The organism is Shinella sp. (genome assembly GCF_052438155.1).
In the GTDB taxonomy this organism is placed as follows: Bacteria; Pseudomonadota; Alphaproteobacteria; order Rhizobiales; family Rhizobiaceae; genus Shinella.
In genome coordinates, this window is sequence record NZ_JBQVPI010000009.1 from 180293 (window position 1) to 202820 (window position 22528).

Below are 22528 nucleotides of genomic sequence, written 5' to 3' on the forward strand. Positions count from 1 at the left end.
TTCTATTTAAGGAAGCCCGGGCCGGAGCCGACGATCTTGTCGTCGATCTCGCCGATTGCCTTCTCGTCCTTGCCCTCGTAGTCGAGCGTCGTCAGGATGTGGCGGATCAGGTTGATGCGGGCGCGGCGCTTGTCGTTGGCGTGGATCACGGTCCACGGAGCCCGGTCCGTATGGGTCGCCTTCAGCATGCGATCACGCTTTTCCGTGTAGTCATCCCACTTGTTGAGCGCGGCGATATCCATCGACGAGAGCTTCCAGACCTTCAAGGGATCGTGCCGGCGATCGTGGAAGCGCTTGAGCTGCATCTCGCGGCCGATACTCAGCCAGAACTTGAAGAAATGGATGCCTTCGGAGGCGATCATCTTTTCGATGCGCGGCGTCTCCTTCAGGAATTTCTCGGACTGCTCCGGCGTGCAGAAGCCCATGATCGGCTCGACGCCGGCGCGGTTGTACCAGGAGCGGTCGAACAGCACGAATTCGCCGGATGTCGGGAAGGTCGCGACATAGCGCTGGAAATACCATTGGCCACGCTCCGTCTCGGTCGGCTTGGTCAGCGCGACGACGCGGGCGGAACGCGGGTTCATGTTGGACATGGTGGCGTGGATGGCACCGCCCTTGCCGGCGGCGTCGCGTCCCTCGTAGATCGCCATGATGCGCTTGCCGGTCTTCTGCTGCCAGAACTGCACCTTGACCAGCTCGACCTGCAAGGCTTCGAGGGTCTCCTCGTATTCGTCGCCATCGAGTTTCTTGTCATAGGGATAGTCGTCGGAGCCGAAAGCCCTCTTGTCGATCCAGTCGGGAAGCTTTGGATCGTCTATATCGAACACCCGCTTCTTGCCGTCGATATCCAGCTCCACAGCCCGGCTTTCGGCCTCTTCCGCCATCGTCCACTCCTTCAGAAACAGCTGCGGCGCATACCGCTACACTGAGAGGTGGCCACAACCGGATTGCGAATTCAAGCGCACCGTGAAAAACATGTCATGAAGCTGCGCTATCCATGGAGAATCGATGGAGGTGCGGAGGATACGATGCTTGCAAGGGAATGGGTGGCGGTGACGGATCAGCGGACGGGCCTCGGCTGGCTGACAGCACAACTGTGGGGCGAGCGCGTTCTCATAGCTTCCGCCTTTTTTGTTGGCTTCATGATGTGGCTTGCCGGGCTTCATCTCGGCTGGGTATCGTTCGCCGTCCTCCTGCTCATCATCGCGGGCCTTTTGCGCATGGAGCGCCGTGCGGCTGAGGCTGGCAGCAAAGCCATGGCCGGGCTTGCCGTACCTGTTTCCGTACAGCCGGCCGTCGAGCCGGCCCCGACCGCCGATGACCTCACGGCGATAGCAGCCGTTCTCGGCGCTCTCGACGCACCGGCGCTTCTTCTGTCGGCGCGCGAAACGGTAAAGCTCCAGAACCGTGCGGCAGAGGCTATTTTCGGCCCGATCCCGCAAGGCAGCGACCTCGCCGGCCGGATCCGCGCGCCCGGCATTCTCGACATGGTGCGCGATGCCATCGGTTCGGGCCAGCCGCGCGAGACGGAGCACGCCGAGCGCCTGCCGTCCGAGACGGTCTATGTCGTGCGCATTGCCCCGCTTGCCGGTCCAACGACGGAACCGCTTTGGCTGTTGACCTTCCGGGACATATCCCAGGCGCGCCGTATCGATCGCATGCGCTCGGATTTCATCGCCAATGCCAGCCATGAGTTGCGCACGCCGCTGGCATCGCTGCGCGGATTCATCGAGACCCTCCAGGGCCCGGCCAAGAACGATGCCAAGGCGCACGAACGTTTCTTGATCATCATGCACGAGCAGGCGACGCGGATGAGCCGCCTCGTCGATGACCTTCTCTCGCTCTCGCGCCTCGAACTGCGCTCGAACCTCACGCCGGACCAGACCGTCGACCTCGTGCCGCTGCTCGGCCATGTGCGGGATAGCCTGCAGCCGCTGGCATCGGATCTCGGTGTAGAAATCAAGCTCGACCTGCCCAAACATCCCGTCCCCGTTCCGGGCGACCGTGACGAACTGGTCGAGGTTTTCGAAAATCTCATCGAAAACGCCTGCAAATACGGCCAGGAGGGCAAGCGGGTGGACGTCGTGCTCTCCGGTGGCGGCGATACGCCCGTCGAATTCAGCGTCACGGATTACGGTCCCGGCATCCCGCCGGAACATGTCCCGCGGATAACCGAACGTTTCTACCGGGTTAACGTGGAAGCGAGCCGGTCCAAGAAGGGCACAGGCCTCGGTCTTGCCATCGTCAAGCACATCCTGACCCGTCACCGGGCGCGCCTTGTGGTGAAGTCCGAAGTGGGCAAGGGAACGGTGTTTACCGTCAAGTTCTGACATGAAAAGTCGTACTACTTCGGCGTAAATTAAAATTACCTATTAATTTCAGATGCTTGGCGTGTCACAAATGTTTCGTCAAACTGACATAAAAGAGAGGGCGATCGGGGGTTAGAGAAGAGCCGCCGGTCAACGGCAGAGAGCGCAGAACAGCGCTTCCCACATATGTCCTCTTCGGGAGAACCCAGATGAAATCTCTTAAGCTCACTGTTGCGGCGCTTGTTGCCTCCGCCGCTTTCGCAGGCGTTGCCATTGCGCGCGACCAGGTCCAGATCGCAGGCTCCTCCACCGTTCTTCCCTACGCCAAGATCGTCGCTGAGACGTTCGGCGAGACCTTCCCCGACTTCAAGACCCCGATCGTCGAGTCCGGCGGTTCTTCGGGCGGCCTGAAGGAATTCTGCAAGGGCGTCGGCCCGGAAACCATCGACATCGCCAACTCCTCGCGTCCGATCAAGGACAGCGAAGTTGAAGCCTGCAAGGCTGCCGGCGTAACGGAAATCCAGGAAGTCAAGATCGGTTACGACGGCATCGTCTTCGCAACCGACGCCGGCAATGCCGACCTGAAGCTCGAGCCGAAGGACCTTTACCTCGCGCTCGCCGCCGAAGTCGTCGTTGACGGCAAGCTCGTCGCCAACCCCTACAAGAAGTGGTCGGAAGTCAACAAGGACCTGCCGGACGCTGAAATCGCCGCCTACATCCCGGGCGAAAAGCACGGCACGCGCGAAGTCTTCGAAGAGAAGATCCTCGCTCACGGCTGCAAGGACTCGGGCGCTCAGGACGTCATCAAGGCTGCTATCGCCGACGCCAAGGAGCAGCTCTCCAAGTGCGTAGCCGTTCGTAAGGACGGTCTGGCTATCGACATCGACGGCGACTACACCGAAACGCTCGCCCGCATCGCTGCCAACAAGTCCGGCGTCGGCGTGTTCGGCCTCTCCTTCTACGAAAACAACGCCGACAAGCTGAAGGTCGCCACCGTCAACGGTATCGTTCCGTCGACCGAAACGATCGCTTCCGGCGAATACCCGGTTTCCCGCCCGCTGTTCTTCTACGTCAAGAAGGCACATCTCGGCGTCATCCCGGGCCTGAAGGAATATGTCGAGTTCTTCACTAGCGACGACATGGTTGGCCCGGACTCCCCGCTGGCTGAATACGGCCTCGTCGCGGCTCCGGATGCAGAGCGCGAAGAAATTCGCAAGACCTTCGCTGACGGCAAGATCATGTAATTGACTTTGGCCGGCGCGGCATTTCTCACGAGATGCCGCGCCGGCCGCTTCCTTTCGGCTGGTTCTCGCCCGCGTCATGTTTTTCGACCGGGAATGGGCGCCTTGTCGAACGGTCGAGGCGAGCGATTTTACGCCCGCAGCAATGCCAGCAACGTGCGGAATGCGGTTTTGCGTCCGGCATTGCGACAAACAAATTGACACCGCGGATGATCTCGCCGGGAGAATTTCCTAAATGAGTATTTCCCTTCTTCTGCTCATCATCGCCGTCATCGGCGTGGCGGGCTATTTGGTCGGCAGCTGGCGCGCCAACGCGCTCTCCGGCGGCAAACTTTCCAACCTGCATTCCCGGCCGGGTTACTATGGCTCCTTCGTTGCCATCTGGGCCATGCTGCCGGCGATCGCCGTGCTCCTCGTCTGGATCATCGCGAGCCCCTTTTACATCAGCTCGACCGTGCGCGCCGGCTTTCCCGATGAGGTGAAGGCCGAACCGCAGGCGACGCAGAACCTCAACTACAACATGATCGGCGCCATCGCCCGCGGCCTGCGGCTGCTTTCTGCTGAAGAGCGGGCTGGGGTGTTTGCCGATGGAACCACCGCACGCACAGTGCTGGCCGGCAAGGGTGTGCCGCTCGCCGCCGATCCGGCGCCCTACATGCTGACCTCTGCGGACGATTTCAACCGCATGTCGAGTGCAAGCAGCACCATGCTGTCGATCCTCGTCATCGTCACGGCGCTCGGCGGGGCCGTCTTCGCCTATCGGTCGATCGCGCCGAAGTTCCGGGCGCGCAACCGCGTCGAAGGGGTGATGCTTGTCGGTCTTATCGGCGCTTCCTCGATCGCCATTCTGACGACGATCGGTATCGTTGCTTCCATGGCGACGGAAGCCATTCACTTCTTCAACATGGTGCCTGCCTGGGAATTCTTCTTCGGCACGACCTGGGATCCGCGCTTTGCGGCTGCGGGTGCGACGGACTCGTCCGGCCAGTTCGGCCTGATCCCGCTCCTCGCCGGCACGCTCTATATCGGCTTCGTCGCCATGCTGGTTGCTGTGCCCGTTGGCCTCTTCGCGGCGATCTACATGTCCGAATATTCCTCACGCACCGTCCGCTCGATCGCCAAGCCGCTGCTCGAAGTGCTCGCCGGTATCCCGACCATCGTCTACGGCTTCTTTGCCCTGATCACGGTCGGCCCGTTCCTGCGCGATATTTCCGCCCAGCTGAACGGCCTCGTCACCGGCAACTATTCGAACTTCATCCAGGCGCAGAGCGTTCTGACGGCCGGCATCGTGATGGGCATCATGCTGATCCCCTATGTCTCCTCGCTGTCGGACGACATCATCACCGCCGTGCCCCGCGCCTTGCGTGACGGTTCGCTCGGCCTCGGCGCCACCCGCTCGGAAACGATCAAGCGCGTCATCCTGCCTGCGGCACTGCCGGGCATCGTCGGCGCACTGCTGATGACTGCATCGCGCGCTGTCGGCGAAACCATGATCGTGGTGCTGGCCGCCGGTGTTGCCGCCCGCATGCAGATCAACCCGTTCGAGCCGATGACGACGGTGACGGTCAAGATCGTCAACCAGCTGACGGGCGACCTCGAATTCACCTCGCCTCAGACGCTGGTGGCCTTCGCGCTCGGCATCACGCTCTTCGTCATCACACTTTGCCTTAACATCTACGCCCTCTATATCGTGCGCAAATACCGGGAGCAGTACGAATGAGCCAGGTCTCAACGAGCCCCTCGATGGCCGCCCTTGGCAGTGTCGCCAAACCCGAACGCCGCGATATCGGCCTGCGTGGTCGCTACGCCGCCGAACGCCGCTTCCGCCTCTACGGCATGGCCGCAATCAGCTTCGGCCTGCTGTTCCTGTTCCTCCTGCTGTTTTCGGTCGTCTCCAAGGGCTACACCGCATTCCAGCAGTCGATGATCACCATTCCGGTCGAATTCTCGGAACAGATCATCGACAAGAACAATGAGCGCGCCACCAATCCGCAGAAGCTGGTCTCGGCCAACTATCCGGTCGTTGCCCGCAATGCGCTCGCCAAGGTGCTCGGCGTCAGCGAAGACGACCGCGCTGGCCTCAAGGCGGTTAACGGCATGATTTCGGATAGCGTCCGCGTTCAGCTGCGTGACCTCATCACGGCCAATCCGGCGCTCATCGGCACCACGCAGACGGTGACGTTCCTCGCGCACGGCGATCTCGACTCGGCCTTCAAAGGGCAGATCGATCTCTCCGTCGCGGAGAGCAACCGCAAGATCTCCGACAAGCAGCTCGGCTGGATGAACCAGCTTGCTGAAAGCGGCGTGCTCGCCAAGCACTTCAACACCGGCATCTTCGTCAACGGCGCATCGAGCCGTCCGGAAGCCGCCGGCGTCGGCGTCGCGGCCGTCGGCTCGCTCTACATGATGCTGATCGTGCTCGCGCTGTCGCTGCCGATCGGTGTCGCCGCCTCGATCTATCTCGAGGAGTTCGCCCCGAAGAACCGCTTCACCGACCTTATCGAGGTGAACATCAACAACCTCGCCGCGGTGCCGTCGATCGTCTACGGTCTGCTCGGTCTCGCCGTCTTCGTCAACTTCGCGGGCTTCCCGCGCTCGGCAGCCCTCGTCGGCGGCCTGGTGCTGACCCTGATGACGCTGCCGACGATCATCATCGCGACCCGCGCGGCCCTGAAAGCCGTGCCGCCGTCGATCCGCGCTGCGGCGCTGGGCCTCGGCGCCTCGAAGATGCAGACCGTGTTCCACCACGTCCTGCCGCTCGCCATGCCGGGCATCCTGACCGGCACGATCATCGGCCTCGCCCACGCGCTCGGCGAAACCGCACCGCTGCTGCTTATCGGCATGGTGGCCTTCGTCGCGGATATTCCGTCCACGCCGATGGATCCCGCAACGGCCCTTCCGGTGCAGATCTACATGTGGGCGAACGAGGCTGAGCGCGCCTTCGTTGAGCGTACATCGGGAGCGATCATCATCCTCCTCATCTTCCTCATCCTCATGAATGTGGGTGCAATCCTGTTGCGCCGCCGTTTTGAACGGCGCTGGTAGAAGGTTATAGACAGATGAACATCATGTCAGAAGCAGCAGTCGAGAAAGCGCTGGACAAGAAAATGAACGACATTTCCTACAAGATGATCGGCAAGGACGTTTCGGTCTATTACAGCGACAAGCGCGCCCTATACGACGTCAACCTGAACGTTCGTGAAAACACAGTGACTGCGCTCATCGGCCCGTCGGGCTGTGGCAAGTCGACGTTCCTGCGCACGCTGAACCGCATGAACGACACGATCGAAGGCTGCCGCGTCACCGGCCGCATCACGCTTGATACGGACGACATCTACGACCCGAACATCGACGTCGTGGAACTGCGCGCCCGCGTCGGCATGGTGTTCCAGAAGCCGAACCCCTTCCCGAAGTCGATCTACGAAAATGTCGCCTACGGCCCGCGCATCCACGGCCTCGCCAAGACGAAGCCGGACATGGATGCCATCGTCGAAAAGAGCCTGCAGAAGGCCGGCCTGTGGAACGAGGTGAAGGATCGCCTGCAGGAGGGCGGAACCGGCCTCTCCGGCGGCCAGCAGCAGCGCCTGTGCATCGCGCGTGCCGTCGCCGTCAGCCCGGAAGTCATCCTGATGGATGAGCCGTGCTCGGCGCTCGACCCGATCGCGACCGCCAAGGTCGAGGAACTGATCCATGAGCTGCGCGCCAACTTCACGATCGTTATCGTGACGCACTCGATGCAGCAGGCGGCCCGCGTCTCGCAGCGCACCGCCATGTTCCACCTCGGCAATCTCGTCGAGGAGAACGACACCGACAAGATGTTCACCAACCCGGACGACCAGCGCACGCAGGACTACATCATGGGCCGCTTCGGCTGACGCCTCCGGCGTCGCCAAGTACCCAAGCAATTCCAGCAAAAGTGTGAAACGGTTTTGCGTTCGGAATTGCGTCAAACGAAGAACCCGAGCGCATTAAGGACAGAACCATGTCATCGACCCATATCGTCTCGATTTACGACGAAGAACTGAAATACCTCTCCCGCCGCATCTCCGAGATGGGCGGCACGGCCGAGCAGATGGTGGCGGATGCCGTCCGGGCCCTGGTTGCCACCGATGGCGCCCTGGCGCAGAAGGTCATTTCCGAGGACGTCATCCTCGACACTGCCGAGCGCCAGATCAACGAGAAGGCGATCGTCACGATCGCCAAGCGCCAGCCGATGGCGGCGGATCTGCGCGAAATCATGGGCGCCATCCGCATCGCGGCCGAACTGGAGCGCGTCGGCGACCTTGGCAAGAACACCGCCAAGCGCGTTATCGCCGTGCAGAGCTCGGGCATGCCGCGCAAGCTCACCCGTGGTCTCGAGCATCTCGCGGAACTCGCGCTGATGCAGCTGAAAGAAGTCCTCGACGTCTACGCGACCCGCTCGATCGAGAAGGCCAAGGCCATCCGCGAGCGCGACGACGAGATCGACGCGATCTACACATCGCTGTTCCGCGAACTCCTGACCTACATGATGGAAGATCCGCGCAACATCACGCCCTGCACGCATCTGCTGTTCTGCGCCAAGAACATCGAGCGCATTGGCGACCACGCGACCAACATTGCGGAAACCATCTACTATATGGCGACCGGCTCGCAGCCCGAGGGTGAGCGCCCGAAGGACGACACCACGACGTCGGTTGTCACTGCCGACGTTACCGACGCCTCCGAGTAAGGAGTTTCACCTCCATGGTGCCCAGAATTGCCGTCGTCGAAGACGAGGAAGCGCTCAGCGTCCTCCTGCGCTACAATCTCGAGGCCGAAGGTTTTGAGGTCGATACGATCCTGAACGGTGACGAGGCCGAGATGCGCCTGCAGGAGCGACTGCCGGACCTTCTCATCCTCGATTGGATGCTGCCGGGCGTTTCGGGCATCGAGCTGTGCCGGCGGCTGCGCCAGCGCCCCGAAACCGAGCGCCTGCCGATCATCATGCTGACGGCACGCGGCGAGGAGAGCGAGCGCGTACGTGGGCTCGCGACCGGCGCCGACGACTATGTCGTCAAGCCGTTCTCGACGCCGGAGCTTGTCGCCCGCGTTCGCGCCATGTTGCGCCGCGCAAAGCCCGAGGTCGTCTCGACGGTGCTGCGCTGCGGCGATATCGAACTCGACCGCGAGACGCACCGCGTGCACCGGCGCACTCGCGAAGTCCGCCTCGGCCCGACGGAGTTCCGCCTGCTGGAGTTCCTGATGACCTCGCCCGGCCGCGTCTTCTCGCGCTCGCAGCTTCTCGATGGCGTCTGGGGCCATGACATCTATGTCGACGAACGCACCGTCGACGTGCATGTCGGGCGCCTGCGCAAGGCGCTCAATTTCGCCAACATGCAGGACGTCATCCGCACGGTCCGCGGCGCCGGCTACTCGCTGGAAACCTGAGAAAAACGTTTCCTCCCAAGGACGGAAATGGGCCTTTCGGGGCCTGTTTGCGTTTTTGGGGGCCGTACGCGCCCTTCGTCAGCACAAAAGAAAGGGCCCTTCCGGGCCCTCATCGCATTCAGCTTTTCGTTTCGGCTAGCGCATCCGGCGCCGTTCAGCCGAAGGCTGGTAGGCGAGGCGCTGGTGGTAGGTGCAGTAGGGCGAGTTGTCCGGGGACTCATTGCCGCAGAAGTGGAAGTCGTCGTTCAGCGGGTCGCCGATCGGCCATTTGCAGGTGCGCTCGGTCAGCTCGGTCAGTTCCAGCTTCCGCGACATCGGCACAACCGTCTTGTTGCCGTTGGCGGGAACCGGAAGCTGCTCGATCTGCGCGTCGAAACCGGCGTCGATATCTTCCTTGGCGATGATCATGCCGGCCGGGCGCGTTGCTACGCGAGCGGGGACCGGACGGGCCGCGAAGTTCGACGGCCGCGGCGCTGCAACGACGGGGCGCTTCGGACGGGTGGCGCTTGGTGTGCCGCCGGCTTTCGCACGGCCCGGCAAATTCAGCCGGTGCACTTTGCCGATGACAGCGTTGCGGCTGACGCCGCCGAGCTGCGCAGCGATCTGGCTCGCGCTCAGGCCTTCGCTCCAGAGCTTCGTGAGTTTCTCGACCCGCTCGTCTGTCCAGTTCATCTTCTCGTCTCCGTTCGACGTTCGCAATGTGGGAATCCCTCATCGCGTTCCGGACAGGTCCGGAATTTGAACGCCCTAACTCTTTTGGTGACTAGTTCCGCCGCATGCAGTCTAGTAATTGGTCTTTAACCTAGAGTTCGGGGGACTCTGTGACAAGAGTCGCGGGAATCGGTGCGAATCGATTTCGTAGTTTTCCCCAACTTGCTGCCCTGGTGTGACTCAAGAGCGACACCTTGCGCGCGTATCGTGAATCCTCACGTTGCGGTAGGTTCAGCGGCATTTCAGACGCGCATTTCATTGACATTGCAGGGGGAAATGCCGATAGTGCAGCATGCCGCCGAAAGGCGGTTTTTGATTTTTCTGGAGCCTGGAAAAGTCAAGTCGTAAACGAGTTTTTCCGCATCTCTTTTCGGAGGATCCGCGCCATGGCCGATGCCGCGCCGCTCTATGAAACCTATATGCGTGCACCGCTCCGGTTCACGCGCGGGGAGGGCGTCTGGCTGGTCGCCGAAAATGGCGAGCGATATCTCGATTTCGCCGCCGGCGTCGCCGTCAATTCGCTGGGCCATGCGCATCCCCATCTCGTCGCCGCACTGAAGGACCAGGCCGACAAGGTCTGGCACCTGTCCAACCTCTATGAGGTTCCGGGCCAGGAAATTCTCGGTCGCCGGCTGACGGAGGCGACCTTCGCCGACAAGGTGTTTTTCACCAATTCGGGGGCGGAAGCGCTGGAATGCGCGATCAAGACGGCGCGTCGCTACCATTTCGCCAAGGGTCACCCCGGCAAGTTCCACATCATCACCTTCGACGGCGCCTTCCACGGCCGCACGATCGCGACCATCGCCGCCGGCGGGCAGGAAAAGTACATCGAGGGTTTTGGCCCCAAGGCGCCAGGCTTCCTCAAGGTTCCCTTCGGCGACATCACGGCCGTCAAGGATTCGATCACCGAGGAAACAGCGGCGATCCTGATCGAGCCTGTACAGGGCGAGGGCGGCATCCGCCCGGTGCCGAAGGAATTCATGCAGGAACTGCGCCAGCTCTGCGACGAATATGGCCTGCTGCTGATCCTCGACGAAGTGCAGTCCGGCGTCGGTCGCACCGGTCGCCTGTTCGCCTATGAATGGTCCGGTGTTGCGCCGGACATCATGGCGGTCGCCAAGGGCATCGGCGGCGGCTTCCCGCTCGGCGCCTGCCTTGCGACGAACGAAGCGGCCGCCGGCATGGTCGCCGGCACGCACGGCTCCACCTATGGCGGCAATCCGCTCGCCATGGCTGTCGGCAATGCCGTGCTCGACGTCGTGCTGGAAGACGGGTTTCTCGATCATGTCCGCGACATCGCCCTCGTCTTCCGCCAGGGCCTCGCGGCCCTCAAGGACCGTTTCCCGGAGATCATCGAGGATGTCCGCGGCGAAGGCCTGATGCTCGGCATCAAGGCAAAGATTCCGGTCGCCGACCTTCTGAAGGCCGTGCGTGCGGAAAAGCTGCTCGGCGTGCCCGCCGGTGACAATGTGCTGCGGCTGCTGCCGCCGCTTACCGTCACGGCGGAAGAGGCGCGCGAGGGGCTCGCCCGCATCGAGCGCGCAGCCGAAAAGCTGACGGCGGCCAAAGCCGCATAAGCAGGACCGAGACAGACAGGACATATCATGGCCAAGCATTTTCTCGACCTTTCCGCCGTTTCGGAAAGCGATCTCCGCGTCATCATGGACGATGCGCACACGCGAAAGGCCGCCCGCAAGGCCGGCACGGAAGCCAAGCCGCTCGCCGGCAAGATGCTCGCGATGATCTTCGAGAAACCTTCGACCCGAACCCGCGTCTCCTTCGATGTCGGCATGCGCCAGCTCGGCGGCGAGACGCTGTTCCTGTCGGGCACGGAAATGCAGCTCGGCCGCGCCGAGACGATCGGCGACACGGCCAAGGTCCTGTCGCGCTACGTCGATGCCATCATGATCCGCACGACAGACCATAACCGTCTGCTGGAGCTTGCCGAGCACGCCACCGTGCCGGTCATCAACGCGCTGACGGACCTGACGCATCCCTGCCAGATCATGGCCGACATCATGACCTTCGAGGAGCATCGCGGCTCGACGAAAGGCAAGACCTTCGCCTGGACGGGCGACGGCAACAATGTGCTGCATTCCTTCGTCGAGGGCTCGGCCCGCTTCGGCTACACGATGAGGATGGCCGTGCCGATGGGCTCCGAGCCGGATGACAAGATCCTGAACTGGGCGCGCGACAATGGCGGCAACATCCTGCTCGGCCATGATCCCGAGGCGATCATCGACGGCGTCGATCTCGTCGTCACCGACTGCTGGGTCTCGATGAACCAGGAACACCGCGCCCGCGGCCACAACATCTTCCAACCCTATCAGGTCAACAAGCAGATGATGGCGCGTGCGAACCAGGATGCGCTGTTCATGCATTGCCTGCCGGCGCATCGTGGCGAGGAGGTCACTGACGAAGTGATCGACGGCCCGCAGTCGGTGGTTTTCGATGAGGCGGAAAATCGTCTGCATGCGCAAAAATCGATCCTTGCCTGGTGCCTCGGCGCCGTCTGACGGCCGTCTTGAAAAACACGGCGACCGACACGATCTAGGGGCCATCACAGGGCGCTTGTAAGGCGCTCTCTCTGGCGCATGCCCGTCCGGTATGGAATGATCGGGTGATAGCGCTGAATCACGGTAGAATGCCGGTCGCAAGCAGCCGGGCCCATGGCCCGGTGGCTTCCCGGTGTGCAAGGAGCAGAATGATGATGGCTGACAATGCCTTGAAACTCGGTGAGCTCGGTTATTCCGGCGACGACCATATCCTGCCGTTTCAGGTGGAGGGTCTCGACGTGCGCGGCCGTGCCGTGCAGCTCGGCCCCATGCTCGATACTATTCTGGGCCGGCACAATTATCCTGCCCCCGTCGCTCGGCTGCTCGCCGAGGCGATTACACTCACCGTGCTGCTCGGCACCTCGCTGAAGTTCGAAGGCAAGCTGATCGTCCAGACGAAGGGCGACGGCCCGGTCGACCTGCTCGTTGCCGATTTCTCAGCACCGGAGAATGTGCGCGCCTATGCCCGCTTCGACCAGGCAGCCCTCGATGCCGCCATCGCCGCCGGCACGACGGAGCCGCACGAATTGCTCGGCAAGGGCATTCTGGCCTTCACGATAGATCAGGGCGTGCACACGCAACGCTACCAGGGCATCGTGCCGCTGGACGGCGAGACGCTGGAGGAGATTGCCGGCGTCTATTTCCGTCAGTCCGAACAGATTCCAACCAGGGTGCGGCTCGGCGTTGCCGAACTCTTCGATCGTGACGAGGCCGGCAAGGCGCGCCACCGCTGGCGGGCCGGCGGCATGGTCATGCAGTTCCTGCCGCAGGCACCGGAACGCATGCGCCACCCCGATTTGCCCGGCGGCGATGGCGACGATGTCGGCCACGAGATCGACGACGATGACAACTGGGCGGAAGCCAAGGCGATGGTCGAGACGATCGACGCTGACGAGCTGACGGACCCGACTGTCGGCACCGAACGGCTGCTGTTCCGCCTCTTCCACGAGCGCGGCGTGCGTGTCTACCAGCCGCAACAGGTCTTTGACCGCTGCTCCTGCTCGCGCGAGAAACTGAAGGGTGTGCTGGTCGGCTTCAGCGCCGACGATATTGCGCACACCGCGGACGACAAGGGCGACATCTCGGTCACCTGCGAGTTCTGCTCGACGACCTACCGCTTCGACGCGGCGGAAGTCCTGCCGCAGTAGGGCCCAAGCGCATCCTCAGTTGAGGGTGCGCGGTTGTCCCGGTGTATCCAGCGAGAAGGCGGGAATGGCGACGTTGAAGGCTTCGCCGCTCTCGGTTTCCATGAGATATCGGCCGAACATGATGCCGGAGGGGGTTTCGAGCGGGCAGCCGGAGGAATATTCGTAGGTATCACCGGGGCGCAGCACCGGCTGCTCGCCGATGACGCCTGGACCGTTCACCTCGTCCACCTGGCCATTCTGGTCAGTGATATGCCAGTAGCGCGTCATCAGCCGCACCGCGACGTTGGAATGGTTGGATATGACGACCCTGTATCCCCAAACATACCGGCTGTCGTCGGGGTCTGATTGGTCGGCCAGATAGTACGGCTCTACGGTCACTTCGATGTCGCGGGTCAGCGCACGATACATGGGCAAGCCTTGAACTGATTAGCTCCTGCTATTCTACAGGAATGTGGTTTCGTCAAGGATAAGCAAAGAGGCACCGGCCTCATCGACCGGTGCCTCCGTATTTGTCCATCTGTTGCTGAAGGTCAGGCTCTGACCTTGGAGAGCGCGCGGGCAAAATCCTCGAGCAGGTCTTCGCTGTCCTCGATACCGGCGGAAAAGCGGACCGTTCCGTCCGACATGCCAAGCTCGGCGCGCGCCTCGTCCGTCAGGTTCTTGTGCGTCGTCGTCGCCGGATGGGTGATCAGGCTCTTTGCGTCGCCGAGATTGTTGGAGATCTTCGCGACCTGGAGCGCGTCCTGCAGCGCGAAGGCTGCTTCCTTGCCACCCTTCAGCTCGAAGCAGACGAGCGTCGAGCCGCCCGTCATCTGCTTGGCGATGATGTCGGCCTGCGGATGGTCCTTGCGGCCCGGATAGATCACGCTGGCAACCTGACTCTGTTCGGCGAGGAAGTCGGCGACGCGGCTGGCATTTTCCGTCTGCTGTTTTACGCGCAGCGGAAGTGTTTCAATCCCTTTCAGCAGCGTCCAGGCATTGAACGGCGACATGGCCGGGCCGGTGTGGCGGAAGTAATCGTGCAGATGCTCGTCGATCCATTCCTTGTCGGACAGCACGACGCCGCCGAGGCAGCGGCCCTGGCCGTCGATATGCTTGGTGGCGGAATAGACGACGATATGCGCGCCGAGTTCGAGCGGCTTCTGGAAGAGCGGCGTTGCAAACACGTTGTCGACGACGACCTTGGCGCCGATCTGGTTTGCGAGCTTCGCCACACCGGCAATGTCGATCACTTCCAGCGTCGGATTGGTCGGGCTTTCGAGGAAGAACACTTTCGTGTTTTTCTGAATGGCCTTTTCCCAGTTGGCGAGATTGCGGCCATCAACCAGCGTGCATTCGATGCCGTATTTCGGCGCGAGCGTCTCGACGACCCAGCGGCACGAACCGAACAGCGCGCGGGCGGCGACGATATGGTCGCCGGCCTTGAGCTGGCAGAGGATCGCAGCGGTGACGGCAGCCATGCCCGAGGCGGTGGCGCGTGCGTCTTCGGCGCCTTCCAGCAGGCACATGCGCTTTTCGAACATGTCGTTGGTCGGGCTGCCGTAGCGGGCGTAGATGAAACCGTCCGTCTCGCCCTTGAAGCGGGCTTCGGCCGCAGCCGACGTGTCATAGACGAAACCCTGCGTGAGGAAGATTGCTTCTGCGGTTTCGCCGTGCTGGGAGCGGGTGGTTCCGCCGTGAACGAGTTGGGTGGCCGGGCGCCAGGACTTGCTCATGTGATTGTCGCCTTCAAACAAAAAAACCGGCCGCAAAAGCAGGCCGGTTTCAAACCCGGCCTTTTTAGCTACTTGTTTTACGTGGCTGCAAGCCGGCCGGCCAAATCACCACGGGATAACCTTGTTATTACTGCGCGGCCGCGCTTGCGTCAATTGCCGGCATTTGGTTTTGTGCGGGCCTTCTCACGGGACGGTATGATGATGGCTTCTGCGGTGCGCAGCACGGGCATTCTGGCGGACAACGCCATTCGCGGCTTGTTCGACAGCGGACGGCTGAAGAGCGAGGCGCCCCTCGACGACGACCAGATCCAGCCGGCGAGCCTGGACCTGCGCCTCGGCGCGATAGCCTTTCGCGTGCGTGCCAGCTTCCTGCCCGGCCCCGCCCATCTCGTCGCCGACAAGCTCGACCGGCTGAAGCTGCACGTCATCGATCTGTCCGAGGGCGCGGTGCTCGAAACGGGCTGCGTCTACATCGTGCCGCTGATGGAAAGCCTCGACCTGCCGGCGGAACTCGCGGCTTCGGCGAACCCGAAAAGCTCGACCGGTCGCCTCGATATCTTCACCCGCGTCATCACCGATCGCGCGCAGGAATTCGACAAGATCCCGGCCGGCTATTCCGGCCCGCTCTATCTCGAAATCTCGCCGCGTACCTTCCCGATAGTCGTGCGGCGCGGTTCGCGCCTGTCGCAGATACGCTTCCGGAAAGGCAAGGCCCTGCTCGGCGAAAACGAACTGCTGGCGCTGCACACCAGCGACACGCTCGTTGCCAGCGACACGCCGAACGTCTCCGGCGGCGGCATCGCGCTGTCGATAGACCTCAAGGGCACCGGCCCGGAAGGACTGATCGGCTATCGCGGCAAACATCACACCTCTGTCATTGATGTCGATCGCAAGAACCAGCACGACATCTTCGATTTCTGGGAGCCGCTGTTCAGCCGCGGCCGCAACGAACTGATCCTCGATCCGGACGAGTTCTACATTCTCGTTTCGCGGGAAGCCGTGCACGTCCCGCCGCTCTACGCCGCCGAGATGACGCCCTTCGACCCGCTCGTCGGCGAGTTCCGCGTGCATTATGCCGGCTTCTTCGATCCCGGCTTCGGCCACGCCCCGGCCGGCGGCTCCGGTAGCCGCGCGGTGCTGGAAGTGCGCAGCCACGAAGTGCCCTTCATCCTGGAACACGGCCAGATCGTCGGCCGCCTCGTCTATGAGCACATGCTTGATACGCCGGAGGGCCTTTACGGCTCCGGTCTCGGATCGAACTATCAGGCACAGGGTCTAAAACTCTCCAAGCATTTCCGCGTCGGATAAAGCTGTTCGCGAAGGCGTTTCCCGCAGCTATGTGCCTGTGAAGCTTCGGGGTGTCTACGACAGTTCAGCGCCGGCTATTTGCTAACAGCCGGCGCGTTGTCATGAATTCGAGGCGGCGGAGTGCCGGCCTAGAACTGCCTGTCAGCGATCACTGCCGCCAGAACCGGGGTGCAGGCCTGCACGTCCACCGATAGGCGTGCGCCGATGACAACATCCAGGTGCTTGGGCGCTAGGCCAAAGCCGGGACGCACACTGCGCACCGCATCAGCCGTGATCACGTCGCCAGCCTTGAGGTCTTTCACAAAGTAAAGGGATCGCCGGAACTTCACGTTGTCGCGTTCGCTGGATTTGCGACCATAGTCAACACGGCCAATGGCTTCCCACGCCGTGCGCGCACCGCTGCAAAGTGCAGAGAATTCGGCGGGTTCAAGGGAGAAGCTGTCGTCCGGGCCGCCAGCCGAGCGGTCGAGCGTGAAGTGCTTTTCGATGATGTTGGCACCCAGAGCAACACTGGCAATTGCCGTCGTGTTGTCCAACGTGTGATCCGAAAGCCCGGTCACGATACCGTGCCGTGCGATCATGTCCGGAATCGTTCGCAGATTGTAGTCCGCGGCGGGTGCCGGATAACCGCTGACGCAGTGAAGAACCGCAAGCTGGCGGCAGCCCCCGGCGTAGGCCGCGTCGATGGCCTCCTGGATTTCTTCCGCGTCGGCCATACCGGTCGAAATAATCATCGGCTTGCCGGTGGAGGCAACATAGCGGATCAGCGGCAGATCAACCGCCTCGAAGGACGCGATCTTGTATGCGGGGGCGTTCAGGTCTTCCAGCAGATCGACGGCGGTCGTATCGAAGGGTGAGCTGAACATCGTGATGCCGAGTTTGCGCGCGTGCTCGAAAAGCTCCGCATGCCATTCCCACGGCGTATGTGCCCACTCATAGAGCTCGTACAGGGTTTTTCCGCCCCACAGGCCGCCAACGATCTGGAAATCGGGCAGGTTGCTGTTCAGCGTGATGGTGTCTGGACGGTAGGTCTGGATCTTGACGGCGTCTGCACCGACTTCCTTGGCGGCCTCAATGATCCTCAAGGCGGCGGAGAGATCGCCGTTGTGGTTTGCCGACATTTCGGCAATGACGTAGGGGGGGAAGTCGTCCCCAATCGATCTGTTTGCAATTTTAATCGGCGGCTTCATCGCGTCTCTCCAATTTTATCACATACGTGTGTCCATGCAGTTCGAAGAAGGCAGGAAACCGCTCGGGATCGCATACCCTTATCAGATCAAACTGCTCTTCAAGGCTCTTTGTCGGATCCAGCCTGCTGTCTGCAGGGGTTCGCTTGGGGTAATATGTCGGCGTTATGCTTGCGGATTGGGGTTCCGGGCGAACGGTATGATAGGCCTTCACGGCAAAATCCATCAGCTGCAGTTCTGCTTTGAACAGGAGGTGATTGATTTCGTTCCACAGTGCGCCCCGAGGAACCTGCACCTTCAACTTCATCCAGATATCGCCGCGATCCACTTTTTCCGCGGCTTCCAGCAGGCTCATCGTGATTTCCGTGGCGCCATCGACAATCTGCCAGATATGCGGGCTCCACCCGCGGCCCAATGGAAGATCACTGGCATGAAGAACCAGGGCCTTTCCGTAGCGGTCAAGATCTTCCTGCTTCAGGATCTCATTGCACGAAATCAGGAAAAGGATATCCCCGCCCTGAAGTTCGGATTTCTTCCGGGCGATGGAGATTTCGTTTTCAGTCGCGTTCTGCGACATCCAGTCAAACAGATATTGATTGATCGGGTGCGTTTCCGAGCTGCAAAGTATCGTGATCCTGAGTGTCATTCACGTCACCATAGATAAGGCCAAGCGGTCGGCGCCCTGGCCATCCGTCACGGCGGATGCCGCCTTGCTCATGGCCATAAGCTTTTCCGGGGCGCTGATCAATTCATGCACGGCTGCTTCGAGTTCGATGTCGAATGCCGTATCCGGAAACTGTTTCAGGGCGACCGCGGCGCCTTCCCGTTCCAGGGCACGGGCGGCATCCTTTTGGTTGTCGGCCAGGACAACGATGAGGGCCGGCAAACCAAGGCAGCAACGCTCCCAGGATGTGGTGCCCGCCGCTCCGATGGCCAGATCGCTCGCGGCCATCAATGACCCCATGTCGGCGACATTGATCAAAACCTCCGTCGGCCATTTCATGCCGGTCGCGCGTGCGAGAATGTCGGCGCGCCAGGGCGCGTGCGGCCCCAACACGACGGTCACCCGGCAGGTGGCATGCAAATCCGTATGCTGCAGAGCTTCGAGCATTCGCGCCGTAGCGTTGGGTTGGTCCACACCGCCCATGGAAATCAGGACATGGCGAATGGTTGAGGACGTATGCCGGCGGGCTAGGCTGGCATCGCGCAATACCGAGAAGTCCTGACGCAGCAGCGCGTGCATGGGGCCTGCCAGGACGCGCGCATGCGGTGGGACAAGCCCGCTATAGTCCGAGACAGCGCGCCCGAGATTCTGGTCGAGCAGCACGTCACAATCGTGCTTGCGGTCGGCAAGGTCGTCGATGGCAAGCAATTGCTTGCAGAAGGGGCGAAGCGCGCTATCCCAGCGCCGGTCGAGTGCATAATGATCGACGGCCAGCCAGTCTAGGACCTCGCCGTCGAGAGCCGCAATCACATCGTCCGCATCGGTACGCCAATCGGTACCAAGCCAGGCGGCGTGAGAGGGCTCGCCTTCGGTGCTGGTCGAAACGGCTGGATCGTGCAAGGGCAGGGACCGGGCCTCAAAACCGCGATTTCGGATGACATCCAACAGGTGCCCGGCATGCTCACGGCATAAGAACAGGCATTCCGCGCCGTGGGCTTGCAGGGCCTGCGCCAAGGTCAGGCAACGCATCACGTGGCCGGTCCCGATATCGAGAGAGGCATCTGCGCGAAATGCAACCCGGATCCGTCGTGTCATTCGCCTGCCGCATTGAGCGCGGTGAACATGAATTCTGCGCGCTGCCAGTCTTCCGGAGTGTCGATATCCTGGACACGATGGCGCGGCAGAACGACGGCAGCGGCTTGCGGCGAGAAAAGTGGACGCCCCGCGAGCCAAGCCTCCGCCCGCCCCCAGTAAAACTGCCCGGCATCGTGGAAGGCTTCCTCCAGATCCTGGGAGCGGCTGGCGAAATGCTCAGGCCAGAACATCTCGACCCTTTCCTCGGCCTTCAGGCGAATGGCCCGCTGGATGGGAAAGGGAAAAGACGTCACGCTGAAAGCGTAATCGGCGCCGCCTTCTTCGAGGATGGCTTGCCCCCGGCGGATGTCTTCTGCGCGCACGAATGGCGCAGTCGCATAAATGCAGCAGACAGTTTCCGCCGGACGCGCGTGTTCCTGCATCCAGGATATGGCGTGCGCGACAACCGGGATCGTGCCCGTATAGTCGTCACTCAGATTGGCTGGCCGCATGAACGGAACGTCGGCGCCCGCTTTCGAAGCGATTGCCGCGATTTCCTCATCGTCGGTCGAGACGATAATGCGGTCGAAGCAGCCGCTTTCCAGCGCCGCATCGATGGACCAGACGATCATTGGCTTGCCGGCAAACGGCTTGACGTTTTTGCGCGGTATGCGCTTGCTCCCGCCGCGTGCCGGAATAACCGCCAGCCTCATGCCGACAGGACCTCCGTCAGGGCGGTGACAACCGTGTCCTGCTGCTCATCCGTCATGGCGGCGAACATAGGCAGGCTGATTGCTTCCGCATAATAGGCTTCTGACTGCGGGAAGTCGCCTTTCCGGAAGCCCATCTTCTGGTAGTAGGGCTGCGTGTGGATCGGGATATAGTGCAGGTTGACGCCGATACCCTTCGCCTGCAGGCCCTGGAAGGCGGTGCGATGGAAATCATCCGGTCGGCCGTCAAGCTCCAGCCGAATTACGTAGAGATGAAGGCCAGAATAGCCGTCTGGATGCTGCCACGGCGTTTTGACCGCCAGTCCTGCAAACTTCTCGTCGTAGCGCTTTGCGAGCTGGTGGCGCCGCGCGACATAGGCATCGAGCCGCTCCATCTGGCTCAGGCCGAGCGCTGCCTGCAGCTCGGTCAGGCGGTAGTTGAAGCCAAGATCGATCTGCTGATAGTACCAGGGGCCATCCGGCGCATGCGTCATCAGGCTGGCATCCCGTGTGATGCCATGGCTGCGCAGAAGACGCATGCGTTCCGCAAGATTGTCGTCGTTCGTCACCGACATGCCACCTTCGGCAGTCGTGATGATTTTGACCGGATGGAAGCTGAACACCGTGATATCGCTGTATTGGCAACTGCCCACAGCCTTGTCCTGGTATTTCCCGCCGATCGCATGAGAAGCGTCCTCGATGACGCGGAAGCCAAATCTGCGCGCCAATTCGGCGATCGCAGCCATGTCGCACGGCTGCCCGCAAAGGTGAACCGGGACGACGATCTTCGGCAACTTGCCGGTTTTCTCGGCTTCCAAGAGCTTCTGTTCGAGCGCGACAGGGCACAGATTGTAAGTTTGAGGATCGATATCCACAAAATCAACCTGCGCCCCGCAATAGAGCGCGCAATTCGAGGATGCGACGAAGCTGACAGGAGAGGTCCACAGCCAATCGCCAGGTCCAAGCCCGAGGGCAAGGCAGGCAATATGCAGAGCCGACGTGGCGCTGTTGACCGCCACCGCATGGGCGGCACTGCAATAGGCAGCAGCAGCCTGCTCGAAGCGCGGTACGGCAGGCCCTTGGGTCAGATAATCCGACTTGAGGACGCTGGTAACGGCCTCGATATCAGCGTTGACGATCTCCTGCCGTCCGTACGGTATCATGATCAGACTGCCCCGATTTTCGTGCGGTTGGTTTCGACCCAGGACTGGAGGGTCTCGGTGGTCATCCATTCATGGTTGTTGCTACTCGTGTAGCTGAACCCATCCGGCACTCTGACGCCGTCCTTGATGCGCTCGTTGCTGACATGCCAGTTGTGGATGGCGGGCAAAATCTTGTAATGATCAGGATATTCATACGTGTAGAACGCGTCTTCCTCACCGATCATCTGCTCGTGCAGCTTCTCGCCGGGGCGAATGCCGACAAAGCGCAGTTCCGCGTCGGGGACGATCGCGCGGGCAAGGTCGGTTACCTTCATGGAGGGGATCTTCTTGACGTAGATCTCGCCGCCTTCCATATCGTCGAATGCATGCCAGACAAGCTCGACGCCCTGTTCGAGCGTGATCATGAAGCGTGTCATGCGCTCGTCGGTGATCGGCAGTTCGCCCTTGTCGGCAATGGACAGGAAGAACGGAATGACCGAGCCGCGCGAACCCATGACATTGCCATAGCGCACGACTGCAAAACGTGTGTCATGGCCGCCGGCATACGAGTTGCCCGCCACAAACAGCTTGTCGGATGCAAGCTTGGTCGCACCGTAGAGATTGACTGGGCTGCTGGCCTTGTCCGTGGAAAGCGCCACGACCCGCTTCACACCACGATCGATGCAGACGTCGATCAAATTCATGGCGCCGTGGATGTTGGTCTTCACGCATTCGAACGGATTGTATTCTGCCGTCGGCACGATCTTGGTCGCGGCCGCATGAACGACGTAGTCGATGCCATCCAGTGCGCGATGCAAGCGTTCCTTGTCACGGACATCACCGATAAAGAAGCGGACGCGGGGATCCCCCTCGAACTTCCTTGCCATTTCCCACTGTTTCATTTCGTCGCGAGAATAGACGATAATGCGCTTCGGATTGTATTTTGCGAGCGTCATCGGCAGGAATGCGTTGCCGAATGATCCCGTACCCCCCGTGACAAGTATGGACGCTTCTGTGAGCATCGGAACTCCTTATAATCCGCTTTTCGGATGGCTCAAATAGCACCACGCCGGTGGATGCGCTAGGGCGATCATTCGCAAACTGTTTTAAATGTACGCAGGGTCTCAACTTGAGAAGACTTGAATCGAAAGGTTAACTCTGGTCGATCTAGTTGATCATGTTCGGTAACGTTACCGAGAGAATGTTGCCGTCGAATAAGGCAGCCTTATGGCCCACGCAGAGCGTGGCTGATCATGACAGAAGACCTTCTTATCATAGCCGGACATGCTTGGATTGGGGCTGGGCCGCTTGGTGGACTGAGAACGAGGGGAGGTCTATTAATGGTCTTCCCTCTG

The 22528-nt window shown here is 61.4% G+C and carries 21 protein-coding genes and 1 riboswitch; of the genes, 11 read left to right on the forward strand and 10 right to left on the reverse strand.

Going from position 1 to position 22528, the window contains the following annotated elements:
* Positions 1 to 2: 2 nt before the first annotated feature.
* On the reverse strand, positions 3 to 884 hold the full coding sequence (gene ppk2 / locus ACT6VE_RS18395; RefSeq protein WP_444799961.1) for a polyphosphate kinase 2: 882 nt from the start codon (positions 882 to 884) through the stop codon (positions 3 to 5).
* A 144-nt stretch (positions 885 to 1028) separates the two neighbouring features.
* Between ppk2 and phoR the strand changes: the two genes are divergently transcribed.
* The 7 genes from phoR (at position 1029) to phoB (ending at position 8959) form a co-directional block, all read left to right on the forward strand.
* Positions 1029 to 2330 (forward strand): phosphate regulon sensor histidine kinase PhoR, encoded by a 1302-nt coding sequence (phoR, locus tag ACT6VE_RS18400; protein WP_444799962.1) that lies wholly within the window; start codon positions 1029 to 1031, stop codon positions 2328 to 2330.
* A 188-nt stretch (positions 2331 to 2518) separates the two neighbouring features.
* The gene (locus tag ACT6VE_RS18405) at positions 2519 to 3553 is read left to right on the forward strand and encodes a substrate-binding domain-containing protein (RefSeq protein WP_444799963.1); all 1035 of its coding nucleotides are present in this window, start codon (positions 2519 to 2521) and stop codon (positions 3551 to 3553) included.
* A 232-nt stretch (positions 3554 to 3785) separates the two neighbouring features.
* On the forward strand, positions 3786 to 5270 hold the full coding sequence (pstC, locus tag ACT6VE_RS18410; protein ID WP_444799964.1) for a phosphate ABC transporter permease subunit PstC: 1485 nt from the start codon (positions 3786 to 3788) through the stop codon (positions 5268 to 5270).
* Positions 5267 to 6595, forward strand: coding sequence for a phosphate ABC transporter permease PstA (gene pstA, locus ACT6VE_RS18415; protein ID WP_444799965.1), 1329 nt, complete (start codon positions 5267 to 5269; stop codon positions 6593 to 6595). Before pstC ends, pstA begins: the two co-directional genes overlap by 4 nt.
* A 14-nt stretch (positions 6596 to 6609) precedes the next feature.
* Positions 6610 to 7425 (forward strand): phosphate ABC transporter ATP-binding protein PstB, encoded by an 816-nt coding sequence (gene pstB / locus ACT6VE_RS18420; protein ID WP_444799966.1) that lies wholly within the window; start codon positions 6610 to 6612, stop codon positions 7423 to 7425.
* A 107-nt stretch (positions 7426 to 7532) separates the two neighbouring features.
* A complete protein-coding gene (gene phoU / locus ACT6VE_RS18425; RefSeq protein ID WP_069060130.1) occupies positions 7533 to 8261 on the forward strand; it encodes a phosphate signaling complex protein PhoU in 729 nt (242 codons plus the stop codon).
* Positions 8262 to 8275: 14 nt separating this feature from the next.
* On the forward strand, positions 8276 to 8959 hold the full coding sequence (gene phoB, locus ACT6VE_RS18430; protein WP_069060129.1) for a phosphate regulon transcriptional regulator PhoB: 684 nt from the start codon (positions 8276 to 8278) through the stop codon (positions 8957 to 8959).
* Positions 8960 to 9094: 135 nt separating this feature from the next.
* Here the strand turns inward: phoB and ACT6VE_RS18435 are convergent, their stop codons facing one another.
* Positions 9095 to 9631: a GcrA family cell cycle regulator gene (locus tag ACT6VE_RS18435; protein WP_444799967.1), complete on the reverse strand. Its 537-nt coding sequence runs from the start codon at positions 9629 to 9631 to the stop codon at positions 9095 to 9097.
* 425 nt (positions 9632 to 10056) lie between these two features.
* On the opposite strand from ACT6VE_RS18435, the gene ACT6VE_RS18440 reads away from it, so the two are divergent.
* The 3 genes from ACT6VE_RS18440 (at position 10057) to ACT6VE_RS18450 (ending at position 13373) form a co-directional block, all read left to right on the forward strand.
* Entirely contained in the window at positions 10057 to 11247 is a 1191-nt protein-coding gene (locus ACT6VE_RS18440; protein ID WP_444799968.1) for an aspartate aminotransferase family protein, read from the forward strand.
* 27 nt (positions 11248 to 11274) lie between these two features.
* On the forward strand, positions 11275 to 12186 hold the full coding sequence (gene argF, locus ACT6VE_RS18445; RefSeq protein ID WP_444799969.1) for an ornithine carbamoyltransferase: 912 nt from the start codon (positions 11275 to 11277) through the stop codon (positions 12184 to 12186).
* Positions 12187 to 12380: 194 nt separating this feature from the next.
* Positions 12381 to 13373 (forward strand): Hsp33 family molecular chaperone, encoded by a 993-nt coding sequence (locus ACT6VE_RS18450; protein ID WP_444799970.1) that lies wholly within the window; start codon positions 12381 to 12383, stop codon positions 13371 to 13373.
* Positions 13374 to 13388: 15 nt separating this feature from the next.
* Here the strand turns inward: ACT6VE_RS18450 and apaG are convergent, their stop codons facing one another.
* Together apaG and ACT6VE_RS18460 are read right to left on the reverse strand one after the other, a co-directional pair.
* Entirely contained in the window at positions 13389 to 13781 is a 393-nt protein-coding gene (apaG, locus tag ACT6VE_RS18455; RefSeq protein WP_444799971.1) for a Co2+/Mg2+ efflux protein ApaG, read from the reverse strand.
* A 122-nt stretch (positions 13782 to 13903) separates the two neighbouring features.
* Positions 13904 to 15088 carry an O-succinylhomoserine sulfhydrylase gene (locus ACT6VE_RS18460; RefSeq protein WP_444799972.1) on the reverse strand — a complete coding sequence of 395 codons (1185 nt, stop codon included), beginning with the start codon at positions 15086 to 15088 and terminating at the stop codon, positions 13904 to 13906.
* A 43-nt stretch (positions 15089 to 15131) separates the two neighbouring features.
* Positions 15132 to 15210, reverse strand: a riboswitch (SAM riboswitch).
* Positions 15211 to 15289: 79 nt separating this feature from the next.
* Between ACT6VE_RS18460 and ACT6VE_RS18465 the strand changes: the two genes are divergently transcribed.
* Complete coding sequence (locus tag ACT6VE_RS18465) at positions 15290 to 16396, forward strand: 2'-deoxycytidine 5'-triphosphate deaminase (RefSeq protein ID WP_444800001.1); 1107 nt, start codon at positions 15290 to 15292, stop codon at positions 16394 to 16396.
* A gap of 128 nt (positions 16397 to 16524) precedes the next feature.
* Here the strand turns inward: ACT6VE_RS18465 and pseI are convergent, their stop codons facing one another.
* Genes pseI through pseB form a run of 6 tightly spaced genes read right to left on the reverse strand, consistent with a single transcriptional unit; the run spans position 16525 to position 22195 of the window.
* A complete protein-coding gene (gene pseI, locus ACT6VE_RS18470) occupies positions 16525 to 17586 on the reverse strand; it encodes a pseudaminic acid synthase (protein WP_444799973.1) in 1062 nt (353 codons plus the stop codon).
* Positions 17570 to 18229, reverse strand: a complete 660-nt coding sequence (locus tag ACT6VE_RS18475; RefSeq protein WP_444799974.1) for a formyltransferase family protein — start codon at positions 18227 to 18229, stop codon at positions 17570 to 17572. The genes pseI and ACT6VE_RS18475 overlap by 17 nt, the downstream gene beginning before the upstream one ends.
* Positions 18230 to 19342, reverse strand: coding sequence for a UDP-2,4-diacetamido-2,4,6-trideoxy-beta-L-altropyranose hydrolase (pseG, locus tag ACT6VE_RS18480; RefSeq protein WP_444799975.1), 1113 nt, complete (start codon positions 19340 to 19342; stop codon positions 18230 to 18232).
* Positions 19339 to 20034, reverse strand: coding sequence for a pseudaminic acid cytidylyltransferase (gene pseF / locus ACT6VE_RS18485; protein ID WP_444799976.1), 696 nt, complete (start codon positions 20032 to 20034; stop codon positions 19339 to 19341). The genes pseG and pseF overlap by 4 nt, the downstream gene beginning before the upstream one ends.
* Complete coding sequence (gene pseC, locus ACT6VE_RS18490; RefSeq protein WP_444799977.1) at positions 20031 to 21194, reverse strand: UDP-4-amino-4,6-dideoxy-N-acetyl-beta-L-altrosamine transaminase; 1164 nt, start codon at positions 21192 to 21194, stop codon at positions 20031 to 20033. Before pseC ends, pseF begins: the two co-directional genes overlap by 4 nt.
* Positions 21195 to 21196: 2 nt before the next feature.
* Complete coding sequence (gene pseB / locus ACT6VE_RS18495; protein WP_444799978.1) at positions 21197 to 22195, reverse strand: UDP-N-acetylglucosamine 4,6-dehydratase (inverting); 999 nt, start codon at positions 22193 to 22195, stop codon at positions 21197 to 21199.
* Positions 22196 to 22528 lie beyond the last annotated feature (333 nt).